The sequence below is a fragment of the Staphylococcus sp. 11007852 genome (assembly GCF_011394325.1).
GTDB classification, from domain to species: Bacteria; Bacillota; Bacilli; order Staphylococcales; family Staphylococcaceae; genus Staphylococcus; species Staphylococcus agnetis.
Genome location: NZ_JAANBJ010000039.1, coordinates 45,457 through 64,595, shown reverse-complemented (window position 1 = coordinate 64,595; position 19,139 = coordinate 45,457). Strand labels below are relative to the sequence as shown.

Sequence of the window (19,139 nt, the reverse complement as noted above, 5' to 3'; positions counted from 1 at the left end):
GATTAGGACCCCAAAACATCCGTTAAAACTTGTTTAAAAATGGATGTCATTTTTTTAATTTCACGCTTAGACATGCTCAATACAGGCACGAACGTAATCACGTTTTCTAAATTACGAATCATCAATCCTCGATTTTTACATTCTGCAATGATGTGTTCAACAGTCGGTATAGGCAGTGGCGCGTGCTTTTCACAATCTGACACCAATTCAACACCGTACATTAACCCTCTACCACGTATATGTCCTACATGTGGATGCCCTTCTAATTGACGCAAATGTTGATCGAGTACTTTTGATGTTTTTTGAATGTGTGGTATTAATTTACGTTCTTTCATCAATTGAATATTTTCCAAAGCCAATGCACATACAACTTGATTTCCTGTATACGTATGACCATGGAAAAATGTTTTTAAACCATGTTGGTCACTTAAAAACGCATCATAAATACGTTGAGACGTTAGTGTAGCCGCAAGTGGCATATAACCACCTGTAATCGCTTTTCCTAAACACATGATATCGGGTTCAACATCTTCGTGATGACACGCGAACCATTCACCCGTACGTCCAAACCCTGTCGCAACTTCATCTACAATAAGTAAGACATTGTATTGACGGCACAATTGTTCAACCCCTTTTAGAAACCCTTGAGGATGCACAAATAACCCTGTCGCGCCTTGGATTAATGGTTCCATTACAACACCTACAATTTCATCACCACGTGTTTGTAATAAATGTTCAATTTGATCGAGTAGCGCCTCTCGCAGTTCTTGGTCTGATTCGTATTGACTGTGATAAAACGAAGGACAACCCACTTGAATATTTTCAAAAATCAAATCATGGAATATATGATGGAAGGTATCGATACCACCAACGCTCACAGCGCCAATAGTGTCACCATGATATCCATTTTTGAACGTAATAAATTTATTCTTCTTTTTGTACTTCACAGGATCAATATTTTTCCAATATTGATAAGCCATTTTAATCGCAATTTCTACAGCTGCACTACCTGTATCTGAATAAAACACTTTACGTAATGACGTAGGTGTAATATCCACTAATTTTTCAGCCAATAAAATGGAAGGTATGTTAGACGAACCAAGTAAAGTTGAATGTGCGATAGACGATAATTGTTTTTCAACCGCCTTATTTAAACGCTTCTCACCATGTCCATGTACATTGACCCACAAAGATGCATAACCATCTAGATAACGACGCCCTTTCGTATCATAAAGATAACTGCCTTTTCCTTTTTTAATAATGATGGGATCATGTTGACGATAGACGCCCATTTGAGTAAATGGATGCCACACAAATTCTAAATTTTTATCTACAAGCGTTTGATGTTTCATTTAAAATCGCCTCCCTAAAAATTTTCAAAATATGACCTGGGAAATCTTCAGCACAACCTTGTTCAGGAAAGGTCAATATCCTCTTATTCAAATATTTTTGAAGTGTTTCTAAGTTATCTCGCTCAATGATAGTATCCGTATAACGATTCATTACAATGAAATTCGGTGGACATTGATGTTGTTCAAGGTACGCTTGATGCACAATCGTTTCACTTATTGCCCCAAGTTGCGCTGGTACAACACTTAAAACGGCGTCAGCTGTCTCACGAATTAAATCCGTTGTCATAAAATATGACCCTTTTTCAATGTGAATCGGCACTGCAATGCCGCCCGCACCTTCAATTAAAATGACGTCATAATGTGCTTCTAAAGCTGACAATTTAGCCGTGACGTTTGATAAATCAAACTGCTGTTCAGGCTCTTGTTTAAATGCTAAATGTGGTGAAACAGGCGCATGAAATTTATAAAGTCCTGTGGTCTGATAATCTAAACCACATTCTGTTTTATAAGCTTCTAAATCAGGATAAACACCTTCTGCAATTTCTTCTGTTTGAAAGGGTTTAAAAATCACGGTGGAAATACCTAATTGTGTTAAACGTTGCCATAATCTGGTAATCACATACGTTTTACCTATGTCTGTATTCGTACCAGTTACAAATATTTTCATCATTATCACCTATATGTATAAAATGCGTACACCTAAACATCTTAAATCGTAATACCTCAATTGTAAACCTATTTAAATTATAAGTTTACAATTAGCGTATACACTTATGATAAACGATTTCTAACCAGTGAGTATTAAAAAACGACCGTTTAGTCACTTTTTAATTTTTTTAATTCAAAATATGGTTTAATCAAAGTGAAAGGAGCACAAACGATGAAATTGAACCTTATCATTAATGACAAATTCCAAGTACCCAAAATAACAATCGAAGCCCCTAAATTGAACGACAAAATCAAAACGGTTGTGCAGTGTATTGAAGACCTTGATCATGTTGAACAACTCACTGGCTATCATGATGACACCATATCTTTTATTCAAGTCAAAAATATTTTGAGTATCAAAACTGAAAACAAGGCCGTCGTGGCGATTACTCCTGATGGGCAATATGTCCTTAAATCCAGACTCTATGCGCTTGAAAACACACTTCCTTCACAATTTATACGTATTTCTAAATCAGAAATTATTAATATCAACCAACTCAAAAAATTAGCGATCGAACCAAATGGGTTAATTAGAATGTGTCTTCATCATGACTATACAACATACTCATCTCGACGTTATTTAAAAACGATAAAGGAGCGATTGACATTATGAAAAGAATTAAACATAGCTTTGCAGTGGGCGTATTATTTGGCTTAAGCATTTCGATCTTTTTTAGCCTTATCAGTGGTGATGGTCACTATTTTCCATTATCCCCTGAGTCAACGATGGGAGAGTGGTATTTGTCACATTTTAATGAGACTATCACCATGTTGATTTCCGTCATCATTTGGGGTTGTATTGGTATTTTATTCGGACAGGTGAATCGTATTTTTGAAGAAACGGATTGGAGCATTACACGTATGACGGTCATACATTTTGTAGTGAGTTATGTTGGTTTTGTGCCTTTAGCGATATTAGCTGGGTGGTTCGCACTCCAATTAGGGGCATTTTTCACGTTTACATTTATATTCATTTTAATTTATATCGTTATTTGGGTGTATCACTATAAACAAAGCCAAAAAATAGTAGATGAGATTAATCAAAGTATTACTCATCAAGCGGACTAACTATTTCATTTCACTTCTCTATCTTTTTTAGCACTTATTTAATATTTTAAAACTAAAAAATCGCCTTCAAAATACATTTTCAGGTATTTTGAAGACGATACTATATTGATAAGCACAGGCCTTTATTATTTGTAATTAAATTCAGGTATCTCATGGCAACGGTGGCTTGCGTGCTAATATCCGCTTCAAACGGTAAAAATCCTCCTGTATGTTCGACGACATTTTTACCATCTACATACACTTCCGCGTGATGTGTCGCCGAGCCAAATCTTAAAAGGAGGGAATAAAGATGAAGTTCAAACCCTTTTAAATGATTTATCATCACATAGTAAAATCCCTTTACTCATTGCCGCAAACTGTGATGCTGGTGGGAATGGCGCATGTAATGATGGTACCTATATCGCGTCTGTGGCAAAATGTGAAGCTACACAACAAACACAAGTAGCATTTAATGCGGGCTTTGTTTCTGGTAAAGAAGCCAAAGCGTTAGGCGTTAATGTGAACTTTGATCCTTGCGTCGACATTGTAGAAATCTGGCGTAATACCATTGTGAACACACGAAGTTATGGTACCAATGCTGAAACAGTGATACGTTATTCCAATGCCTATATAGACGGTTATCGTCAAAATGATGATATGATCACATGCGTGAAACATTTCCCGGGTGATGGCACAGAATAACGTGTTCAACATTTGGTGTTAGGTGTCAATGAACAAACTGTAGCACAGACTCTTTTAGAAAAGTATACGAAAACCATATTGAACGTGGTGTTGAAATGATTATGGCAGACCATATCGCTCAACCAGCCTACTCAAAATTGTTGAATCCTAAATTAACAGATGCTGATATTTTACCAACTTCATTATCACAAGAGGTAATAACCGATTTATTAAAAACCGACATCAAATTCAATGGTCTAGTCATTACAGACGCAAGCCATATGTTAGGCATGACCGCTTCAATTCGCCGAGAAGAATACGTGCCCCTTTCTATTGCTGCGGGATGTGACATGTTTTTATTTTTCAATGATATTGAAAAAGATTTTAACTTCATGCTTAACGGTTATCGTAAGGGCATCATTACTGAAGCGCGCTTACACGATGCCTTACGCCGTATTCTTGGATTAAAAGCAAAACTCTACCTTCCAGAAAAGCAACAGCAACACTCACTTACACACGCACCTTCTGAATTAGATGTCATAGGTGCAACAGCCCACCTAGAAATGCAACAAGAAGCTGCTGATTTAGGCATTACATTAGTTAAAAATACGTTGAACGAATTGCCAATCAAACCAGACACGCATCCAAATATTCGCCTATACATGATTGAAGGTGAAAAAGATGGTATTTATAAAGCAGACCAGTCTGTAACCCAAAATATTATTGATATTTTAGAACGACGTGGCTTTAACGTCACGCTTAATGACGGCTCTACGCGCATTAAAGGTAAAACATTGGAATATCGACAACATGTGGATGCTGCACTCGTTTTCGCAAACATCATTGGCTATGCAGCAGAAAATAATTATCGGATTCGATGGTCCACAGCTATGAGTAACGAAATTCCATGGTACGTGCACGAAGTGCCAACTGTTTTTGTGTCACTTAACTTTACAACGCATCTTCATGATGCCACGATGGTCAAAACTTATATTAACGCCTACCATTCAAACAAAACGAACCTTGAAGCAGTCATCGATAAAATTACTGGTGTAAGTGATTTTAAAGGCCAAGCCAACGACAACGTATGGACTGAAAAATGGGAAGCCAAACGTTAATCAATTACTATGATACAAAACAAAACACCATCCCCTTGAATCTAATGGAAGGCGGATGGTTGTTTCTTTTTTTGCACTATTTATATTGTTCCATCAACTATTTAATATATTTTCTAATTTCAATAAGACTTTCAACTTTACACCTTTATGAATTATTGTATAATAACTTTGTTAGGTTAACCTAAAATTATTGTATGGAGGTGCTTAAGATGAGTAAAAGTCTGGAAGAAATCAACAATACAGTCAGTTTTAAAGAACAGGGTTCTTATTTTTCAAGATTATCTAAATTTATAGGCCCTGGATTGTTAGTGGCTGTCGGTTACATGGACCCGGGCAATTGGATTACCTCCATGGGTGGTGGCGCAAGCTATGGCTATATCTTATTATTTGTTATCTTAATTTCTAGCTTAAGTGCTATGTTTTTACAATCTATGAGCGCACGCTTAGGAATTGCGAGCGACATGGATTTAGCGCAGGTTACCCGGAATATGATTTCGAAAAAATACGCGATAATCGCATGGATCATCGCGGAACTCGCCATCATCGCTACAGACATCGCTGAAGTAATTGGCAGTACAATCGCGATGAATTTATTATTTCATATTCCACTTATTATAGGCGCTACGATTACCATTGTGGATGTATTCCTATTATTACTAATTATGAAATTTGGTTTCCGAAAAATTGAGGCTATCGTCGGCGTACTCATATTTACGATTTTCATTATTTTCTTATTTGAAGTGTATATGGCAAAGCCCGGTACCGCAGCATTATTACAAGGGTTTATTCCTCACCAAGATATTGTTACTAACAACGGAATACTCTACATGTCATTAGGGATTATTGGCGCAACGATAATGCCACACAATTTGTATTTGCACTCCTCTATTGTGCAATCAAGAACATACGATAGACAAAATGATGCCTCTAAAAAAGCAGCGATTCATTTTGCACAAATAGACTCCAATATTCAATTGTCTGTGGCCTTTGTGGTGAATTGTTTATTGTTAATATTAGGTGCAGCATTATTTTATGGTACGAGCCAGGAGCTTGGGCGTTTTTATGAATTATATGATGCCTTAAAAACATCACATGTTGCGAATGCCATTGGTGGCGGTGTGACAAGTACATTATTTGCGGTGGCTTTACTTGCGGCAGGACAAAACGCTACCATCACTGGCACATTGTCAGGTCAAATTGTCATGGAAGGCTTTATCCATTTGAAAATGAAACCTTGGGTACGTAGAGTCATTACACGGTTAGTTGCCATTTTACCAGTTTTTGTATGCTTGCTGATTTATGGCGCTGACACCCAACGTATAGAAGATTTACTTATATTTACACAAGTATTTTTAAGCATTGCTTTACCTCTCAGCATCATCCCACTCATCGTAGCAACGAACAACAAGGGCATCATGGGAGCGCCTTTCGTTAATACAAAATTAGTCAACATCATTGGATGGATTTTAACGATTATCTTATGCTTATTAAACATTTATTTAATTATTAGTACCCTCACGGAGATTGTATAACAATAGATTTAAACATTATAAAGCGCCATCAAAATCCACTTTTAAATGAACTTTGATGGCGCTTCATACCATTTACTAAATCTAACTTTTTTCAAAACTTTTAACATATTTCTGTAAAGGCATATTTAATAAATCATATTTAATGTCTAATTCAAAACACTGACCGATATGATTCAAATAAGTAATACCCACATATAAATCAATAGGTTCAAAAAGCATAATATCGCCTAATTTATAATTGGTAACAGTTGGCAGTAATTCTAATTTTTCTTGATACAAGTGTATAAACTGATTCAAACTTTGTTTTATGTCAGTCTCATTGAAATTTAAAGGTGCATCCCAACATAGCTGATTAATAAAACTAGATGTTAACATCTGTTCCCCATTTCTTAAATAGTTATTATGTTCTAATTCATTACTTAAAAAATGCATTGAACCAGTTAAAACTATTATAGGAACCGCTAAATTTTCCAAACATTTGCGAAAACGTACTTGTTCTTTAGGGCTCAAATTCGCTTCCGGATAAAAATAAATCAATAGTGTTTTTTGACCCGATATTGCATTCATTTCTTCAACTAAAATAGGCAGGATTTTCTCAAGCCTCACTATTAATCGATCATAATCTTCACAAATTTCATAATGAAATTCCAATAATTTTATAAAGGCTTTAAAATCAAACTTTTTTATACAAATAGGCAATTCACTTTTAATCAATGACAAAACATCCTCGTGTAATGCATTGATAGAATTGAAATAACTACCAATTTCTATATGATTTCCTAAATTCCTTAAAATCTTTTTTGTTAAAATAGCATTACTAGCCAATCCATGTTCTCTTTCTACTAATTCGTGATTTAGTATCCAACTTTGATAGGAAGCATAAGACACCGTTTCTTGATTCATATCATCAAAGATAATGACTTCATTTTTATTAGAATTCCTCTTTTGAAAATAATCATTAATGACTTGAAGGATGTCCTCTTCTTTAGTGTCATGTTCATTATAAATTGAAGTATAATGACCGATATTTAAAGATACCCGGTCTAAATCATTACACTTAATGTCCCAAATCATTTCATTCATCGGTTCTGTCCTCCTAGAACAATATCGTCCGATTATCACCTAATAATGCGATGTTTTGATCCTCTTCACCTAATAATATTTGCATTTTTTCATATTGCTTTTCAGTAATGATTAAAACACGTACATGACCGTCTGATGGCAAAAACTGCTTTACTTGATTAACACTAAAATGTGCCGCATCTTTATTAGCAACACTCTTTATATATATTGAATACTGCATCATTAAAAAACCATTTTCGAGTAATCTTTTCCTGAACTTACTATAAATGCGCCTTTGTTGCTTAGTTTCCACTGGCAAATCGAACATCAAAATGACACGCATAAATCTATAACTCATAAAACTCGTATTTGCGAAGCTCAGGAAATTTAATTAAATGAGGTTGTCCTTCTCGAAAATATTCGATTATCGATTGAACCATGATATCAATCGCTCGTATAACTGTTTGCATTTTACCATCAATATACACACGAGCATGTAATAAATTCACTAAATTTAATCGATACTGTTTAGTCATAAAATCATCAGGTGGATTTTTTAATAAATATAAATCTACAATTGGTCGAAACGGTTCAATTAAGTCCGATGCTAAATTAAAATGATTACGTCCACCAATGTGGTGTATCCCCATAGCAGGCATTAATCCCTTAGCAACAATCGTACGTGCAATCGCTGAATTTAAAATAGTGTATCCATAATTTAATACAGCATTTTCCAATAAATCATCGTTATCTCTTGTAAAATTGGTAAAGAAGCTATTGAAGTAGTATTTAGCCGCCTGCCCCTCTATATTTTCACGATCAAATAATTTAACTGAAGATTTGAGTTGTAACATTTTTTCAGTTCTTTCTTTATCAATACCATTATGTTCCATACATGCAACTTGATTTTTGATCTTTTGTTGAACAATCATTTTCCATAAGGCATCTTTTTCAGATTGTCCCCATGATAGTTGCTCTTTCATTTGACCATACTGACTATAATGACCTGATATTGGTTGTAACATACATTCAGGTAAATGCTTTTGATTACATAAAATCACTAAAATATTGTAATCCGACAATTCGACTAACAACCTTGCTGTAAGTGTCACCGTTAAATCTTCAATCACCACTGCAAAAATATCACTCAAGGGGATTTTAACCTCCAAATCCCCTTTTGTGACTTTCAAACTATTTAAGTTCAAAGACATCTTACTAACATCTGAAGCATACACAATTCTCCACGACATTATTCCATACCTCGTTTAAAAATGAGTTGCGGCTTTTTAGGTGGAGCAGCTTTATACAAATTACCTAATATGTCAGTGGTATATTTTTCAATATGCGTCGTTGATTTACCGATGGTTTTGTATATAACACCAGTTTTTTTAATATTATTCAATTCCATATAATCTTTAATAGATATGTCAATCATATCAAGCTGAATTTTATTTTTTTCAGAATCATTTACACCAATCACTCTATACATTTCACCATTATAATTAATTATATCGTTTTTATAAAAACTTCCGATGAACTTGTAACTATCATCTATTTGTTTATCTTTCTTTTTTTGTTCATATTTTTCTCTCGAAATATAATAATAATTAGATTTTTGTTCTAAATCTATATAACTAATCGTAATCATTTTGTAATTATTTCCATATTGGTAAATATCAAATCTATAAGAATAAATTTTTAATTGGACAATTTTATTTCTACTATTTATATATTTATTTGTTACATCACAATGTCTACCTAATCTTTCTCTAAGGTATTTTATTTTATTAATGTAAGGGCCTTGACCCGTCTTAGAAAATTTTCTAATCTTCTCACCTGTCTCTTCATAGTATTTAGCAAATGGATTTTTTTCACTTTCATATTGTTTAAATACTTTTTCAAACTTCTCAAATGTTTGAGGATCGTTTCTGTACATTAAAAGTCTATGGGGATCTTTTTTGAATTTTGTTTTTACCTTATCATTATTAACAGAGTATATATCTTTAATACTTTCAACCACATATTCAATACCATCTATATTTCTTGTAGAGTATAAAGTATCTTTAATTAGTTGACGGTTAGGTTTCTTATCTACGCGATGAGAAAATTTACGAATTTCAAACTTTTTAATGGCCTGTGCCTTTTGAGTATCTTCAAACATTTGGTTATATTCATCTTCACTTTGCACAGTCACTCTTTTTTTGTCGATTTCTTTACTAGGAGCATCTAATACTTTATTAATGTTACGAAGCTTTTTGTTATGTTTAAACAGAAAATCCGCATTAGCAATGATCAATGCATCTTCTGCATGATGTTTATATCCTTTATTTCTATCTTTATCAAACTTCCACACTTTTCTTAAATAATTGGTAAAACTACCATTGATTGTTTTAACTTTAACATCCAAATTATTGGCACTAAAATATGCTTTTAAAAGACTTGTCAATTCTCTTGTCGCATAACGCGTATCTACTAAATTACGATTAATAAACTCTTTTTGCACATCATATTTATTAATGTCACGTTCTTCTAAAAGATACTCTCTTTTCTTTTTAGTAATACGATCTTTTGTTTTACTTAAATTTAAAATATGTTGCTTAAATTCATTATATGATAATGAAGATTCACTTGAATTTAAATACTGATACGGTGTTCTATTACCTTTTTTACTATTTTCTTCAGCTCTTACTAACACTTTATTATGCATAGAGTTATCAAAAGCTACCGAACGCGGTATGATATGATCGACCTCATAGTGATTAGGATTTTTTAATAAATCTTCAAGAGGAATATCTTTTAAAGTATATAAACACTTACCTTCTTGCATATTATGAAGTTTAATTTTTTGAACAATTCTTTTAGCATTATCATTACCATACTCTCTTAACACCTTTTCAACTTGTTTTCGGGTTTCTGCATTTTGTTTTTGAAGTTGATTTAAAAATTTTCTTCTATCATCACTGTTATTTTCTCTTGCAAGTTCTATAATTATATCTTCAGGTAATCCATACTTATCGATTATGGCATTTACGACTTGAATAGACTGAATGAAGGCACGTTTTACAACAGGAGATAAAATAAAATCATCTACAAGTTTTATAGGTATTTTATGTTGTTGGCTTAAGTCTATCTTTTTAGGTTTTAAATTCAACTTTGTAAAGAGTTCCATTTGATTTAAAGAACTTTCCCATAAATCATCTAAAAGCAGGTTGATACACTTCAAAGATAATCGGTGTGTGCCAGCATATCCAGAAAGCGCACTAATCTTTTCTTTTTCTTTTTCAGAAAGCAATTCCGGTAATAGATTAAGTTCTTTTATAATACTCTCTGGATCTTGGTATATAGTAATTATTTCAGCAATATTATCCATTAATTGTACGTCATTTAAGTACTTTGAATCTTCAAAAATATTTTTCAAATCATGATATAGCTTGAATTGAGTAAATTCGGGTTTACCCGATTTATTAACACGATATCCTTTAATATCCGTTTCACTTACACCAATTTCTTTAGCAATTTGTTTTAAATTCGGTGTTTTCTTTTGTTTAAAAACATTTTCAATAATCTGAAATTTTTCACCGTAATTAAGTTTGGCTTCTTCATCACGCGTGATTACTAAATTATTTAAATCATTTAACGCATTGAAAAGTTCTGCACTATATGCATATTTAACACTACGAAGTTCTTCAGGGAAATATGTACAGTGCCCCATCATTTGTTCAAACCACTTTTTAATATTACCTTCCCAACCAAACGGACTTCCCTTGCCAGGCCCTTCAAAATATTCACGTCTCGTTTCAACCAAATCAATATAACGCATTATAAATGTTTGATCAATCTCAAAAAACTTTGATTGTGTTTCTAAAAGTTTACGTGCTTCTCTAACGAAATCTTCTGTCTTAAACCTGTTTTTCTCACCACGGACTTTATAATCCTGTTCAAATCGTTCAAGTTGTAATTCACACACATATTTATCTGATAACGCTTTAGCATTCTTTTTTAATTGGTCTTTTGTGGACAGCTCGTTGCCACTATCATTATCATCCATCATTACATTGACATTATGGATACCACGACGCTTAGCAATATGTAATAATGCGATAACCAGTTCATCTTTACTTAGCTTTTCATTAAGACCTTTAACTCTTATTTTATAAGGATTCGTACTTTTAGGAATGTTTGTTAAATCCAATAAACTATATTCTGCGAGTAAATGTTTCACTCTATCAAGTCTATGAATTCGTCTTCTTTTTAATCGTCGCGCTCCCCTTTTACTACGTCTTCCTTCATTATTGTCTACATTCGCTTCTGGAAACAATCGTACCCCAGCATCTTTAATTTCACGCGTATCACTATCTACAATACCGTATCCCACTGAGGTAATACCTATATCGAGTCCTAGTATATAATTATTCATTTATACATTGCCCTCCCTTTTAAATACTATTATAAAAGAAGAACAAAAAAATTCCCACTAATAAATTAGTGGGATAAACACGACATATAGTCTTGTTTTAGTAGATTCTGTAATTTTAGGTATAAGCACAAATAAGTACTTGTAAATTTATTTTATCATAAGATCCATTTGAGTCAAGAATTTTCTGATATTTTTTATGGAGTGAGTGTTATAACTTCCACCTAAATAACATTTATTTCATTGAGTTAAACAATTTTATGAGGTTATCGCTAAAATAAATGGATCGCTTATATAGATATTTCATAAATAGCACATTTATAAAAACACCTAAAATTACAGAGTACTAAAACTGTACTGTGCCACGTGTTGCAAGGTTACCAGTTTCACTTATACCTAAAATTACAGAGTACTAAAACGTTGTGACAACATCTTTAATATACATAACTGTTTCACTTATACCTAAAATTACAGAGTACTAAAACCGGTACAATTGAATAGAGCGTGTACCTGAGTTTCACTTATACCTAAAATTACAGAGTACTAAAACAAGCTGTCGAATCATCTTTAATAGTGATTTGTTTCACTTATACCTAAAATTACAGAGTACTAAAACACATGCTCAACGACGACATGACGATGACATGTTTCACTTATACCTAAAATTACAGAGTACTAAAACAGAAAGGAACCTTAACTATGCACCGCACATGTTTCACTTATACCTAAAATTACAGAGTACTAAAACTGCGCGTGCAAGATACGGTTTTAATAACTCTGTTTCACTTATACCTAAAATTACAGAGTACTAAAACAGTAGTCAATATATCGGTAATACTCTTCGTGTTTCACTTATACCTAAAATTACAGAGTACTAAAACCTCTAGCTACAGTATACTATAACTTTTAAGTTTGTCTAATCCATTGATATCACTGATCTTTACGTATTTTGGATAAATTTTAATTTACACCAATCACAATACTTTGACCTTGACTATTTTTGACCTTTGTCATATAATAAGATTGTAAAGGATTAGATGTGACCTTTACCATTTCAGTTTCTTGATATTTGCGACATTCTAAAATATGAAGGAGCGATGCTTTATGGCATTCCAATTAAAACCATTTAATCATTCTATTTTTGATATGAATCCGAGTGATCTTTTTAAAGATTTTGGGCAAGGTTTAATGCAATCTCAAGCTTTTAAAACAGATATTTCTGAACGTGAAGATGCATATGTTGTAAGCGCTGAACTTCCAGGTATGGCAAAATCAGACATTCACGTTGATTTTGACCACAACATTTTAACTATAGCTGCAGCTCACACTGAAAATAATGAAAAAGAAAATGAAGATGGCGTTATTGTACATCGTGAACGACGTACTTCAAGTGTGAAACGTCAATTCACATTCAATAACGTTGAACGAGACAATATTCACGCATCTTATGACAATGGTGTGCTTGAAATTACGCTACCTAAAACGCAACATTCTGAGACATCACCGTCTCGAATTCCTATAAATTAATAGATACTTTTTCGCAGAAGCGCCCCCTCTTGCTTCTGCGTTTTTTATGTGTTTACATTAACATAACTTTAACGCACTTCATGCACTTTCTCAGGAACGATATGTACATTTTCAAATGCCCCTACTACGAGCGAACTGCCTAAAACAAATAAAGCTGTGCCAACTATCACTTTATGCATCCATTGAACCTGTTTCCCTTTTTTCATTTGTAAACTCCTTTTTATTAATTATCGCTATACTACCATTGATGTATGAACACGATGTGATTTTTATTTAAAGTTTTAATGAATTTTGTCAGAATTTTATATTTACGAATGGGGGTTAACTTTTGAATCTTATCTTGTTGATATGGGATACTGAAGATAATACAAAGATCGGGGTGACGTTATGCAAAAACATATTCATATTATTGGTGCTGGTTTAAGCGGACTAGTTGCTGCGACGGAGTTGTTAAAGCGTGGGCACCGTGTCACATTGATTGATCAAGAACCTCCTCAAGCAATGGGAGGACAAGCGTATTGGTCATTTGGTGGTCTTTTCTTAGTGAATTCTAAAGTTCAGCGACGTTTGGGCGTTAAAGATAGTTATGACTTAGCACTCAGTGATTGGTTAGGATCAGCAGGGTTTGATCGCTTACAGGAGGATGATTACTGGGCGTATCAGTGGGCTAAAGCTTATGTACATTTTGCGACTTATGAGAAAGAAACATATTTAAAAGACATGGGCATCACATTGACACCGATACTTGGTTGGGCGGAACGTGGTGGACATTCCGCTTCTGGTCATGGTAATTCTGTGCCACGTTTTCACATCACTTGGGGGACAGGACCAGGTCTGGTAAACCCTTTTATCGCGTTTGTTAAGAAATATGAAGCGTCTGGTCAGTTTACATTTTTACCGCGACATCAAGTGACCGACATTAAAATTGTAGGCGACGCTATTAAAAGTATCTCTGGCAATATACTCGAACAAAGCGATGTCCCAATTGGCGCGCCGTCTTCACGTAAAGTAGTCGATACTTTTCAATTTGAGGTGTCTTACCTCTTGATTACAACAGGTGGCATTGGCGCAAATGAAGCATTGATTCGACAAAATTGGCCACAACGCCTAGGTGCTGCCCCGAAAACAATGATACAAGGTGTTCCTGATTCGACCGATGGTAAGATGCTTGAAATTAGCGAAAATGCTGGTGTCAATCTCGTGAATAAAGATCGTATGTGGCATTATACTGAAGGCATTCAAAATCATAGTCCTATTTGGAATAAACACGGCATTCGTATTATTCCCGGCCCTTCCTCCATGTGGTTTACCGCGACAGGAATACGTATGGAAGCACCGGACTATCCTGGATTTGATACGTTGCACACGCTCGAAACCATTATGAAATCAGGCTATGATTATTCATGGTTTATCCTTACAGAAGATATTGTAAAAAAGGAATTTGTACTCTCCGGTTCAGAACAAAACCCTGATTTAACAAATAAATCGATTCAACACGTGATTAAAGAACGGCTCGGTAAAAAAGCAACCGGTCCTGTTCAAGCTTTTTTAAATAAAGGCGCTGATTTTGTGATGGCCGATGATTTAAAATCGTTAGTTGAAAAAATGAACGCTTTAACTGGAGAAAATTTAATCGATCACGATCATGTCAAACATGAAATTGAAGCACGTGACTTACAAATTAGAAATGTATTTAGCAAAGATCCACAAGTTACATTTATACGTAATGCTCGACACTTTCTAGGTGATAAATTGATTCGTACGGCGAAACCACATCCGATATTAAGTGGTAAAAACGGCAAACTAATCGCGGTGAAACTACATATTATTAGTCGTAAAACATTGGGTGGTATTCAAACCGACCTAGACGGTCAAGCGTTTAATCATCATCGTGAGCACATCAAAGGTCTATATGCGGCAGGTGAAGCATCAGGATTTGGTGGTGGCGGCGTTCACGGGTATCGTGCATTAGAGGGAACATTTTTAGGCGGCTGTATTTTTAGTGGTTTACGCGCGGCTGAAGGAATTCACAAAAGCACCCCAACATAATATAAATATGTTATAATAAGGCGAAATATATTTTAGGAGTTTACATCATGGGGACATTGTATAAATGTTTGGCCCTCTCATTCACGTTTATATCAACTTGTATGTGTATATGTACGCTCATTCTACCTACCACATTGGCTACATATGCATTATTGATTTGTGCTTGGATTTGCCTTTCATTCATCATTACACTTATTGGAATCATTAAATGCTATAAATATGATGTGCTATATGCGAGTTTAACTACCATTAATGTATGCGCATTAATTTACGCTTTCATATCTTTATTCCTAATATAATACTGTGAGCGATATTAAGATTCACAAAAATTGCCTTCAACGTCTTTTTTATAACGATGAAGGCTTTTTGAATACAATTTATTTTAACGAAACTAACACACTATGATCGTCTCATATCATTATTTTATGTTTCGTCTCTTGCAAATTTTCTTTGTTCAGCTTGACGCAATTCGATGCGACGAATTTTTCCAGAGTTCGTTTTTGGCAAAGTATCTACAAATTCTATAGCTCGTGGATATTTGTACGGTGCGACACTTTCTTTCACAAATTGTTGCATTTGTTGTATGAGGACATCATCTCCTTCAATCCCCTCTTGTAAAATGACAAACGCTTTTACGATATGTCCTCTATCAGCATGAGGACTTGCAACGACGGCACATTCTTTTACAGCTTCATGATGCGTAAGCGCATCTTCAACTTCAAATGGACCAATGGTATAGCCCGAACTAATGATAATGTCATCTTTTCGTCCTTCAAACCAAAAATACCCATCTTCGTCTTTCTGTGCCAAATCACCGGTAATATGATATCCCGCTAAACGCGCTTCCTCCGTTCGTTCATGGTCATTAAAATACCCCTTGAACAACGCTGGTAATGATAATGGTACGGCGATGTTGCCTTCTTCGTTGCTCCCCAGTTCATTTCCTTCATCATCAACAATCGTCACCCCTGTACCTGGAATAGCTTTACCCATTGCACCAGGGCGTTTAGGTGTATTTTCTAAAAAGCCGATAAGCAATGTACTTTCGGTTTGACCATAGCCATCGCGCACCGTCAAATTAAAGTGTGCTTCAAATTGATTAACCACATCTTTATTGAGCGGTTCGCCTGCAGAAACTGCACTTTTCAAATGAGACAAATCATAATCTGTTAAATTTTGTAGTTTTGCCATCATACGGTATTCGGTTGGTGTACAGCATAACACATTAATTTTGAAGTCTTGTAACAATTCCAAATAACGTGAAGCTTTAAATTTACCATTATATACAAAAGCGGTGGCACCAGATCCCATAATTGAAAGAAATGGACTCCATATCCATTTTTGCCACCCAGGGGCTGCTGTTGCCCATACGAGATCATCTTCCTCTATATTCAACCATTGTTTTGGCGCTAAACGCATATGCGCATACCCCCATCCATGTGTATGCATCACGGCTTTAGGGTTACCGGTCGTGCCTGATGTATACGACAAAATTGCCAAATCATCGCGATGTGTTGATTGTTTTTCAAAATATGTTGGATATTGAGGTTTCTCAGATGCAATAGATATCCATTGTGCATGTTGTCCTGTAACTAGCATTTTGATTAAGGTTTCATATTCCATTGCTTTTTCAAATTCTTGGATATAGTCGGGCATCGTAATCACTGCTTTAACGCTCGCGTGACTAATACGGTATTGCAAGTCTTTAGTACGTAGCATTTCAGAACTTGGGATAACCGTTAAACCCATTTTTAGCGCTGCGATGTATACTTCATATGTTTCAATCGCTCTTGGCAGCATGATGAGCACTCGGTCCCCTTTTTGCAACCCATATTGCTGCAATACATGCGCGACTTGATTCGCATGATGCATCAATGTTTCATATGTCACTTTCACTGGTGGATTAAAGCCATTTTCATAAATTAATGCGAGTTTATGCGCAGTTTGTGCATGTTTTTCAATTTCATCAACAATGTTGTAACGTTCTGGTGCAACAAGCTCTGTATTCTTCATATTCTAACTTCCTTTCTACTTACTGAACTTATGTTATCAAAGGGCTCAGGCCCACCAAAATATTTACACTTATAGCGTAAAAAGAGTTGACACCAGGTACTAGTTCATGTCCGATTACGTTGATAGGTCATAACGAAATAAAAAAGTTATCCGAAAAAGTAGAACATACGTTCGTATTATGTTAGTATACATTTAGACAGGTCAATGGTGTAGGATTAAAACAAAACGAGGTGATGCTTATAGAACACAAACAGAAAAGGGGTAAAATTTAATGACCGATTATCAAATGTTGATGATTGTATTCACCGTCATGAGTCTTGTACTTGTGACACAGCAAAAAAAATAACCATTCAACAATCGTTGAATGGTATGAACTGAATGGTAAGCCATGAATGGCCTGTCGGGTTGTATGTGACCGCATACAACCTTTTTTCAATTTAAATTCACTGATACTATACCAGTATCGACTGTATAAGTCAAAATATGCGCCACCAGATTTTCAACTTTTATCCTGCTATCGTAGCAATCATCAATGCTTTCAAGGTATGAAGTTTATTTTCAGTTTGCTCAAAAGATTTACACTGTTTACTTTTAAACACATCATCTGTCACTTCTAAAGCCGTTAGTCCAAATTTTTCATATATCATTTGACCAAATTCTGTTTCCGTATTATGAATCGCAGGTAGGCAATGAAAAAATATTGTATGGCGTTGACCCGTCTTCGACATTAATTCCTGATTAACTTGAAAATCTTTTAATAACGCAATTCGAGATGCAATTGCGCTTTCTTCACCTTTAGATGCCCACGTATCGGTATACAAGATGTCTGCACCTCTCACTGCTTCATCAATATTTGTAGTCACTTCTATCGACCCATTGGACTGCTTAGCACTTGCGATTGCTTGTTTTAAGACGTATGCATCTGGTTGCAATGTTTCGGGTGCACAAATGCGTATATGTAATCCACAAATTGCGCCAGACATCATTAATGAATGGGCCATATTATTACGACCATCTCCTAAATACGTTAATGTTACTCCTTCTATGTGTCCAAAGTGTTCTTTGATTGTCATAAAATCTGCCAACATTTGTGTAGGATGCCAGTCATCCGTCATACCATTCCACACAGGTACGTCCGCGTATTGAGCAAATGTTTCTATACGTTGTTGCGATGAATGACGATATTGAATGCCATCGAAATAACGGCTTAAAACAATCGCTGTATCTTCAATGGTGTCTTTTTCACCAATTTTAATATCCGAATCACTTAAAAACTCAGCATGTGCGCCAAGTTCTGTCGCTGCACATACAAACGCGGCACGTGTGCGCATTGAAGGTTTATCAAATAATAATGCGATATTTCTACCTTGTAGTTCATGATGCATGACACCTAACGCTTTATCTTTTTTTAATTTTATTGCATTGTCTATAAGTTCATTAAATAACGCTTGCGTAAAATCTGTATCTTTTATTAAAGATCGCCCTTTCAAATCCATCGTTTTCATCTCATTCAAAATATCATATCCCTCCATATTGACATCTTATTAAGATACACAAAACGCCGATATCATCCGTTGTCGGCATCTATACATAAACACATATACCCTATGTCTTTAAAGTTAAAGAAACATTACAT

Annotated in this window: 16 protein-coding genes and 1 CRISPR repeat array; of the genes, 7 read left to right on the top strand and 9 right to left on the bottom strand. The window is 34.8% G+C overall.

Annotated elements, in window-relative coordinates:
- Nucleotides 1-2: 2 nt before the first annotated feature.
- Both bioA and bioD read right to left on the bottom strand, forming a co-directional pair.
- Complete coding sequence (gene bioA / locus G8Y85_RS11330; protein WP_165805851.1) at nt 3-1,352, bottom strand: adenosylmethionine--8-amino-7-oxononanoate transaminase; 1,350 nt, start codon at nt 1,350-1,352, stop codon at nt 3-5.
- Nucleotides 1,327-2,019 carry a dethiobiotin synthase gene (bioD, locus tag G8Y85_RS11325; protein WP_165805901.1) on the bottom strand — a complete coding sequence of 231 codons (693 nt, stop codon included), beginning with the start codon at nt 2,017-2,019 and terminating at the stop codon, nt 1,327-1,329. The genes bioA and bioD overlap by 26 nt, the downstream gene beginning before the upstream one ends.
- A 213-nt stretch (nt 2,020-2,232) precedes the next feature.
- Here bioD and G8Y85_RS11320 point away from each other — a divergent pair, with 213 nt between their 5' ends.
- The 5 genes from G8Y85_RS11320 to G8Y85_RS11305 all read left to right on the top strand — a co-directional run bounded on the left by G8Y85_RS11320 (nt 2,233) and on the right by G8Y85_RS11305 (nt 6,438).
- Nucleotides 2,233-2,673, top strand: a complete 441-nt coding sequence (locus G8Y85_RS11320; RefSeq protein ID WP_060552026.1) for a LytTR family DNA-binding domain-containing protein — start codon at nt 2,233-2,235, stop codon at nt 2,671-2,673.
- Complete coding sequence (locus tag G8Y85_RS11315) at nt 2,670-3,128, top strand: DUF3021 domain-containing protein (RefSeq protein ID WP_107371383.1); 459 nt, start codon at nt 2,670-2,672, stop codon at nt 3,126-3,128. Before G8Y85_RS11320 ends, G8Y85_RS11315 begins: the two co-directional genes overlap by 4 nt.
- Before the next feature lie 252 nt (nt 3,129-3,380).
- The gene (locus G8Y85_RS12470; protein WP_342448005.1) at nt 3,381-3,809 is read left to right on the top strand and encodes a glycoside hydrolase family 3 N-terminal domain-containing protein; all 429 of its coding nucleotides are present in this window, start codon (nt 3,381-3,383) and stop codon (nt 3,807-3,809) included.
- A gap of 101 nt (nt 3,810-3,910) precedes the next feature.
- A complete protein-coding gene (locus G8Y85_RS11310; RefSeq protein WP_282593889.1) occupies nt 3,911-4,906 on the top strand; it encodes a glycoside hydrolase family 3 N-terminal domain-containing protein in 996 nt (331 codons plus the stop codon).
- A 209-nt stretch (nt 4,907-5,115) separates the two neighbouring features.
- Entirely contained in the window at nt 5,116-6,438 is a 1,323-nt protein-coding gene (locus G8Y85_RS11305; RefSeq protein WP_165805850.1) for an Nramp family divalent metal transporter, read from the top strand.
- An 81-nt stretch (nt 6,439-6,519) separates the two neighbouring features.
- Here the strand turns inward: G8Y85_RS11305 and G8Y85_RS11300 are convergent, their stop codons facing one another.
- Genes G8Y85_RS11300 through cas9 form a run of 4 tightly spaced genes read right to left on the bottom strand, consistent with a single transcriptional unit; the run spans nt 6,520 to nt 11,917 of the window.
- On the bottom strand, nt 6,520-7,521 hold the full coding sequence (locus G8Y85_RS11300; RefSeq protein WP_107368969.1) for a hypothetical protein: 1,002 nt from the start codon (nt 7,519-7,521) through the stop codon (nt 6,520-6,522).
- 13 nt (nt 7,522-7,534) lie between these two features.
- Nucleotides 7,535-7,858, bottom strand: coding sequence for a CRISPR-associated endonuclease Cas2 (gene cas2 / locus G8Y85_RS11295; RefSeq protein WP_060552030.1), 324 nt, complete (start codon nt 7,856-7,858; stop codon nt 7,535-7,537).
- Entirely contained in the window at nt 7,848-8,750 is a 903-nt protein-coding gene (gene cas1, locus G8Y85_RS11290; RefSeq protein ID WP_060552031.1) for a type II CRISPR-associated endonuclease Cas1, read from the bottom strand. Before cas1 ends, cas2 begins: the two co-directional genes overlap by 11 nt.
- Complete coding sequence (gene cas9, locus G8Y85_RS11285) at nt 8,750-11,917, bottom strand: type II CRISPR RNA-guided endonuclease Cas9 (RefSeq protein WP_165805849.1); 3,168 nt, start codon at nt 11,915-11,917, stop codon at nt 8,750-8,752. The genes cas1 and cas9 overlap by 1 nt, the downstream gene beginning before the upstream one ends.
- Before the next feature lie 314 nt (nt 11,918-12,231).
- A CRISPR array of direct repeats spans nt 12,232-12,795; the repeat unit is 36 nt; unit sequence GTTTCACTTATACCTAAAATTACAGAGTACTAAAAC.
- A 223-nt stretch (nt 12,796-13,018) separates the two neighbouring features.
- Here cas9 and G8Y85_RS11280 point away from each other — a divergent pair.
- Nucleotides 13,019-13,441, top strand: coding sequence for an Hsp20/alpha crystallin family protein (locus G8Y85_RS11280; protein ID WP_060552033.1), 423 nt, complete (start codon nt 13,019-13,021; stop codon nt 13,439-13,441).
- A gap of 68 nt (nt 13,442-13,509) precedes the next feature.
- Here G8Y85_RS11280 and G8Y85_RS11275 read toward each other — a convergent pair whose 3' ends face one another.
- Entirely contained in the window at nt 13,510-13,647 is a 138-nt protein-coding gene (locus G8Y85_RS11275; RefSeq protein ID WP_156407416.1) for a hypothetical protein, read from the bottom strand.
- Between the two features lie 181 nt (nt 13,648-13,828).
- On the opposite strand from G8Y85_RS11275, the gene G8Y85_RS11270 reads away from it, so the two are divergent.
- Nucleotides 13,829-15,490, top strand: coding sequence for an FAD-binding dehydrogenase (locus G8Y85_RS11270; RefSeq protein ID WP_165805848.1), 1,662 nt, complete (start codon nt 13,829-13,831; stop codon nt 15,488-15,490).
- 423 nt (nt 15,491-15,913) lie between these two features.
- On the opposite strand, the gene mbcS is transcribed toward G8Y85_RS11270, so the two are convergent.
- Both mbcS and argF read right to left on the bottom strand, forming a co-directional pair.
- The gene (mbcS, locus tag G8Y85_RS11265; protein ID WP_060552035.1) at nt 15,914-17,503 is read right to left on the bottom strand and encodes an acyl-CoA synthetase MbcS; all 1,590 of its coding nucleotides are present in this window, start codon (nt 17,501-17,503) and stop codon (nt 15,914-15,916) included.
- Between the two features lie 506 nt (nt 17,504-18,009).
- Nucleotides 18,010-19,020 carry an ornithine carbamoyltransferase gene (gene argF, locus G8Y85_RS11260; RefSeq protein WP_425338446.1) on the bottom strand — a complete coding sequence of 337 codons (1,011 nt, stop codon included), beginning with the start codon at nt 19,018-19,020 and terminating at the stop codon, nt 18,010-18,012.
- Nucleotides 19,021-19,139: the final 119 nt, after the last annotated feature.

What these genes read in the sequence shown, in the direction of transcription:
- bioA (WP_165805851.1), bottom strand. Translation starts at nt 1,352, where the DNA reads ATGAAACATCAAACGCTTGTAGATAAAAATTTAGAATTTGTGTGGCAT.
- bioD (WP_165805901.1), bottom strand. Translation starts at nt 2,019, where the DNA reads ATGAAAATATTTGTAACTGGTACGAATACAGACATAGGTAAAACGTAT.
- G8Y85_RS11320 (WP_060552026.1), top strand. Translation starts at nt 2,233, where the DNA reads ATGAAATTGAACCTTATCATTAATGACAAATTCCAAGTACCCAAAATA.
- G8Y85_RS11315 (WP_107371383.1), top strand. Translation starts at nt 2,670, where the DNA reads ATGAAAAGAATTAAACATAGCTTTGCAGTGGGCGTATTATTTGGCTTA.
- G8Y85_RS11310 (WP_282593889.1), top strand. Translation starts at nt 3,911, where the DNA reads ATGGCAGACCATATCGCTCAACCAGCCTACTCAAAATTGTTGAATCCT.
- G8Y85_RS11305 (WP_165805850.1), top strand. Translation starts at nt 5,116, where the DNA reads ATGAGTAAAAGTCTGGAAGAAATCAACAATACAGTCAGTTTTAAAGAA.
- G8Y85_RS11300 (WP_107368969.1), bottom strand. Translation starts at nt 7,521, where the DNA reads ATGAATGAAATGATTTGGGACATTAAGTGTAATGATTTAGACCGGGTA.
- cas2 (WP_060552030.1), bottom strand. Translation starts at nt 7,858, where the DNA reads ATGAGTTATAGATTTATGCGTGTCATTTTGATGTTCGATTTGCCAGTG.
- cas1 (WP_060552031.1), bottom strand. Translation starts at nt 8,750, where the DNA reads ATGTCGTGGAGAATTGTGTATGCTTCAGATGTTAGTAAGATGTCTTTG.
- cas9 (WP_165805849.1), bottom strand. Translation starts at nt 11,917, where the DNA reads ATGAATAATTATATACTAGGACTCGATATAGGTATTACCTCAGTGGGA.
- G8Y85_RS11280 (WP_060552033.1), top strand. Translation starts at nt 13,019, where the DNA reads ATGGCATTCCAATTAAAACCATTTAATCATTCTATTTTTGATATGAAT.
- G8Y85_RS11275 (WP_156407416.1), bottom strand. Translation starts at nt 13,647, where the DNA reads ATGAAAAAAGGGAAACAGGTTCAATGGATGCATAAAGTGATAGTTGGC.
- G8Y85_RS11270 (WP_165805848.1), top strand. Translation starts at nt 13,829, where the DNA reads ATGCAAAAACATATTCATATTATTGGTGCTGGTTTAAGCGGACTAGTT.
- mbcS (WP_060552035.1), bottom strand. Translation starts at nt 17,503, where the DNA reads ATGAAGAATACAGAGCTTGTTGCACCAGAACGTTACAACATTGTTGAT.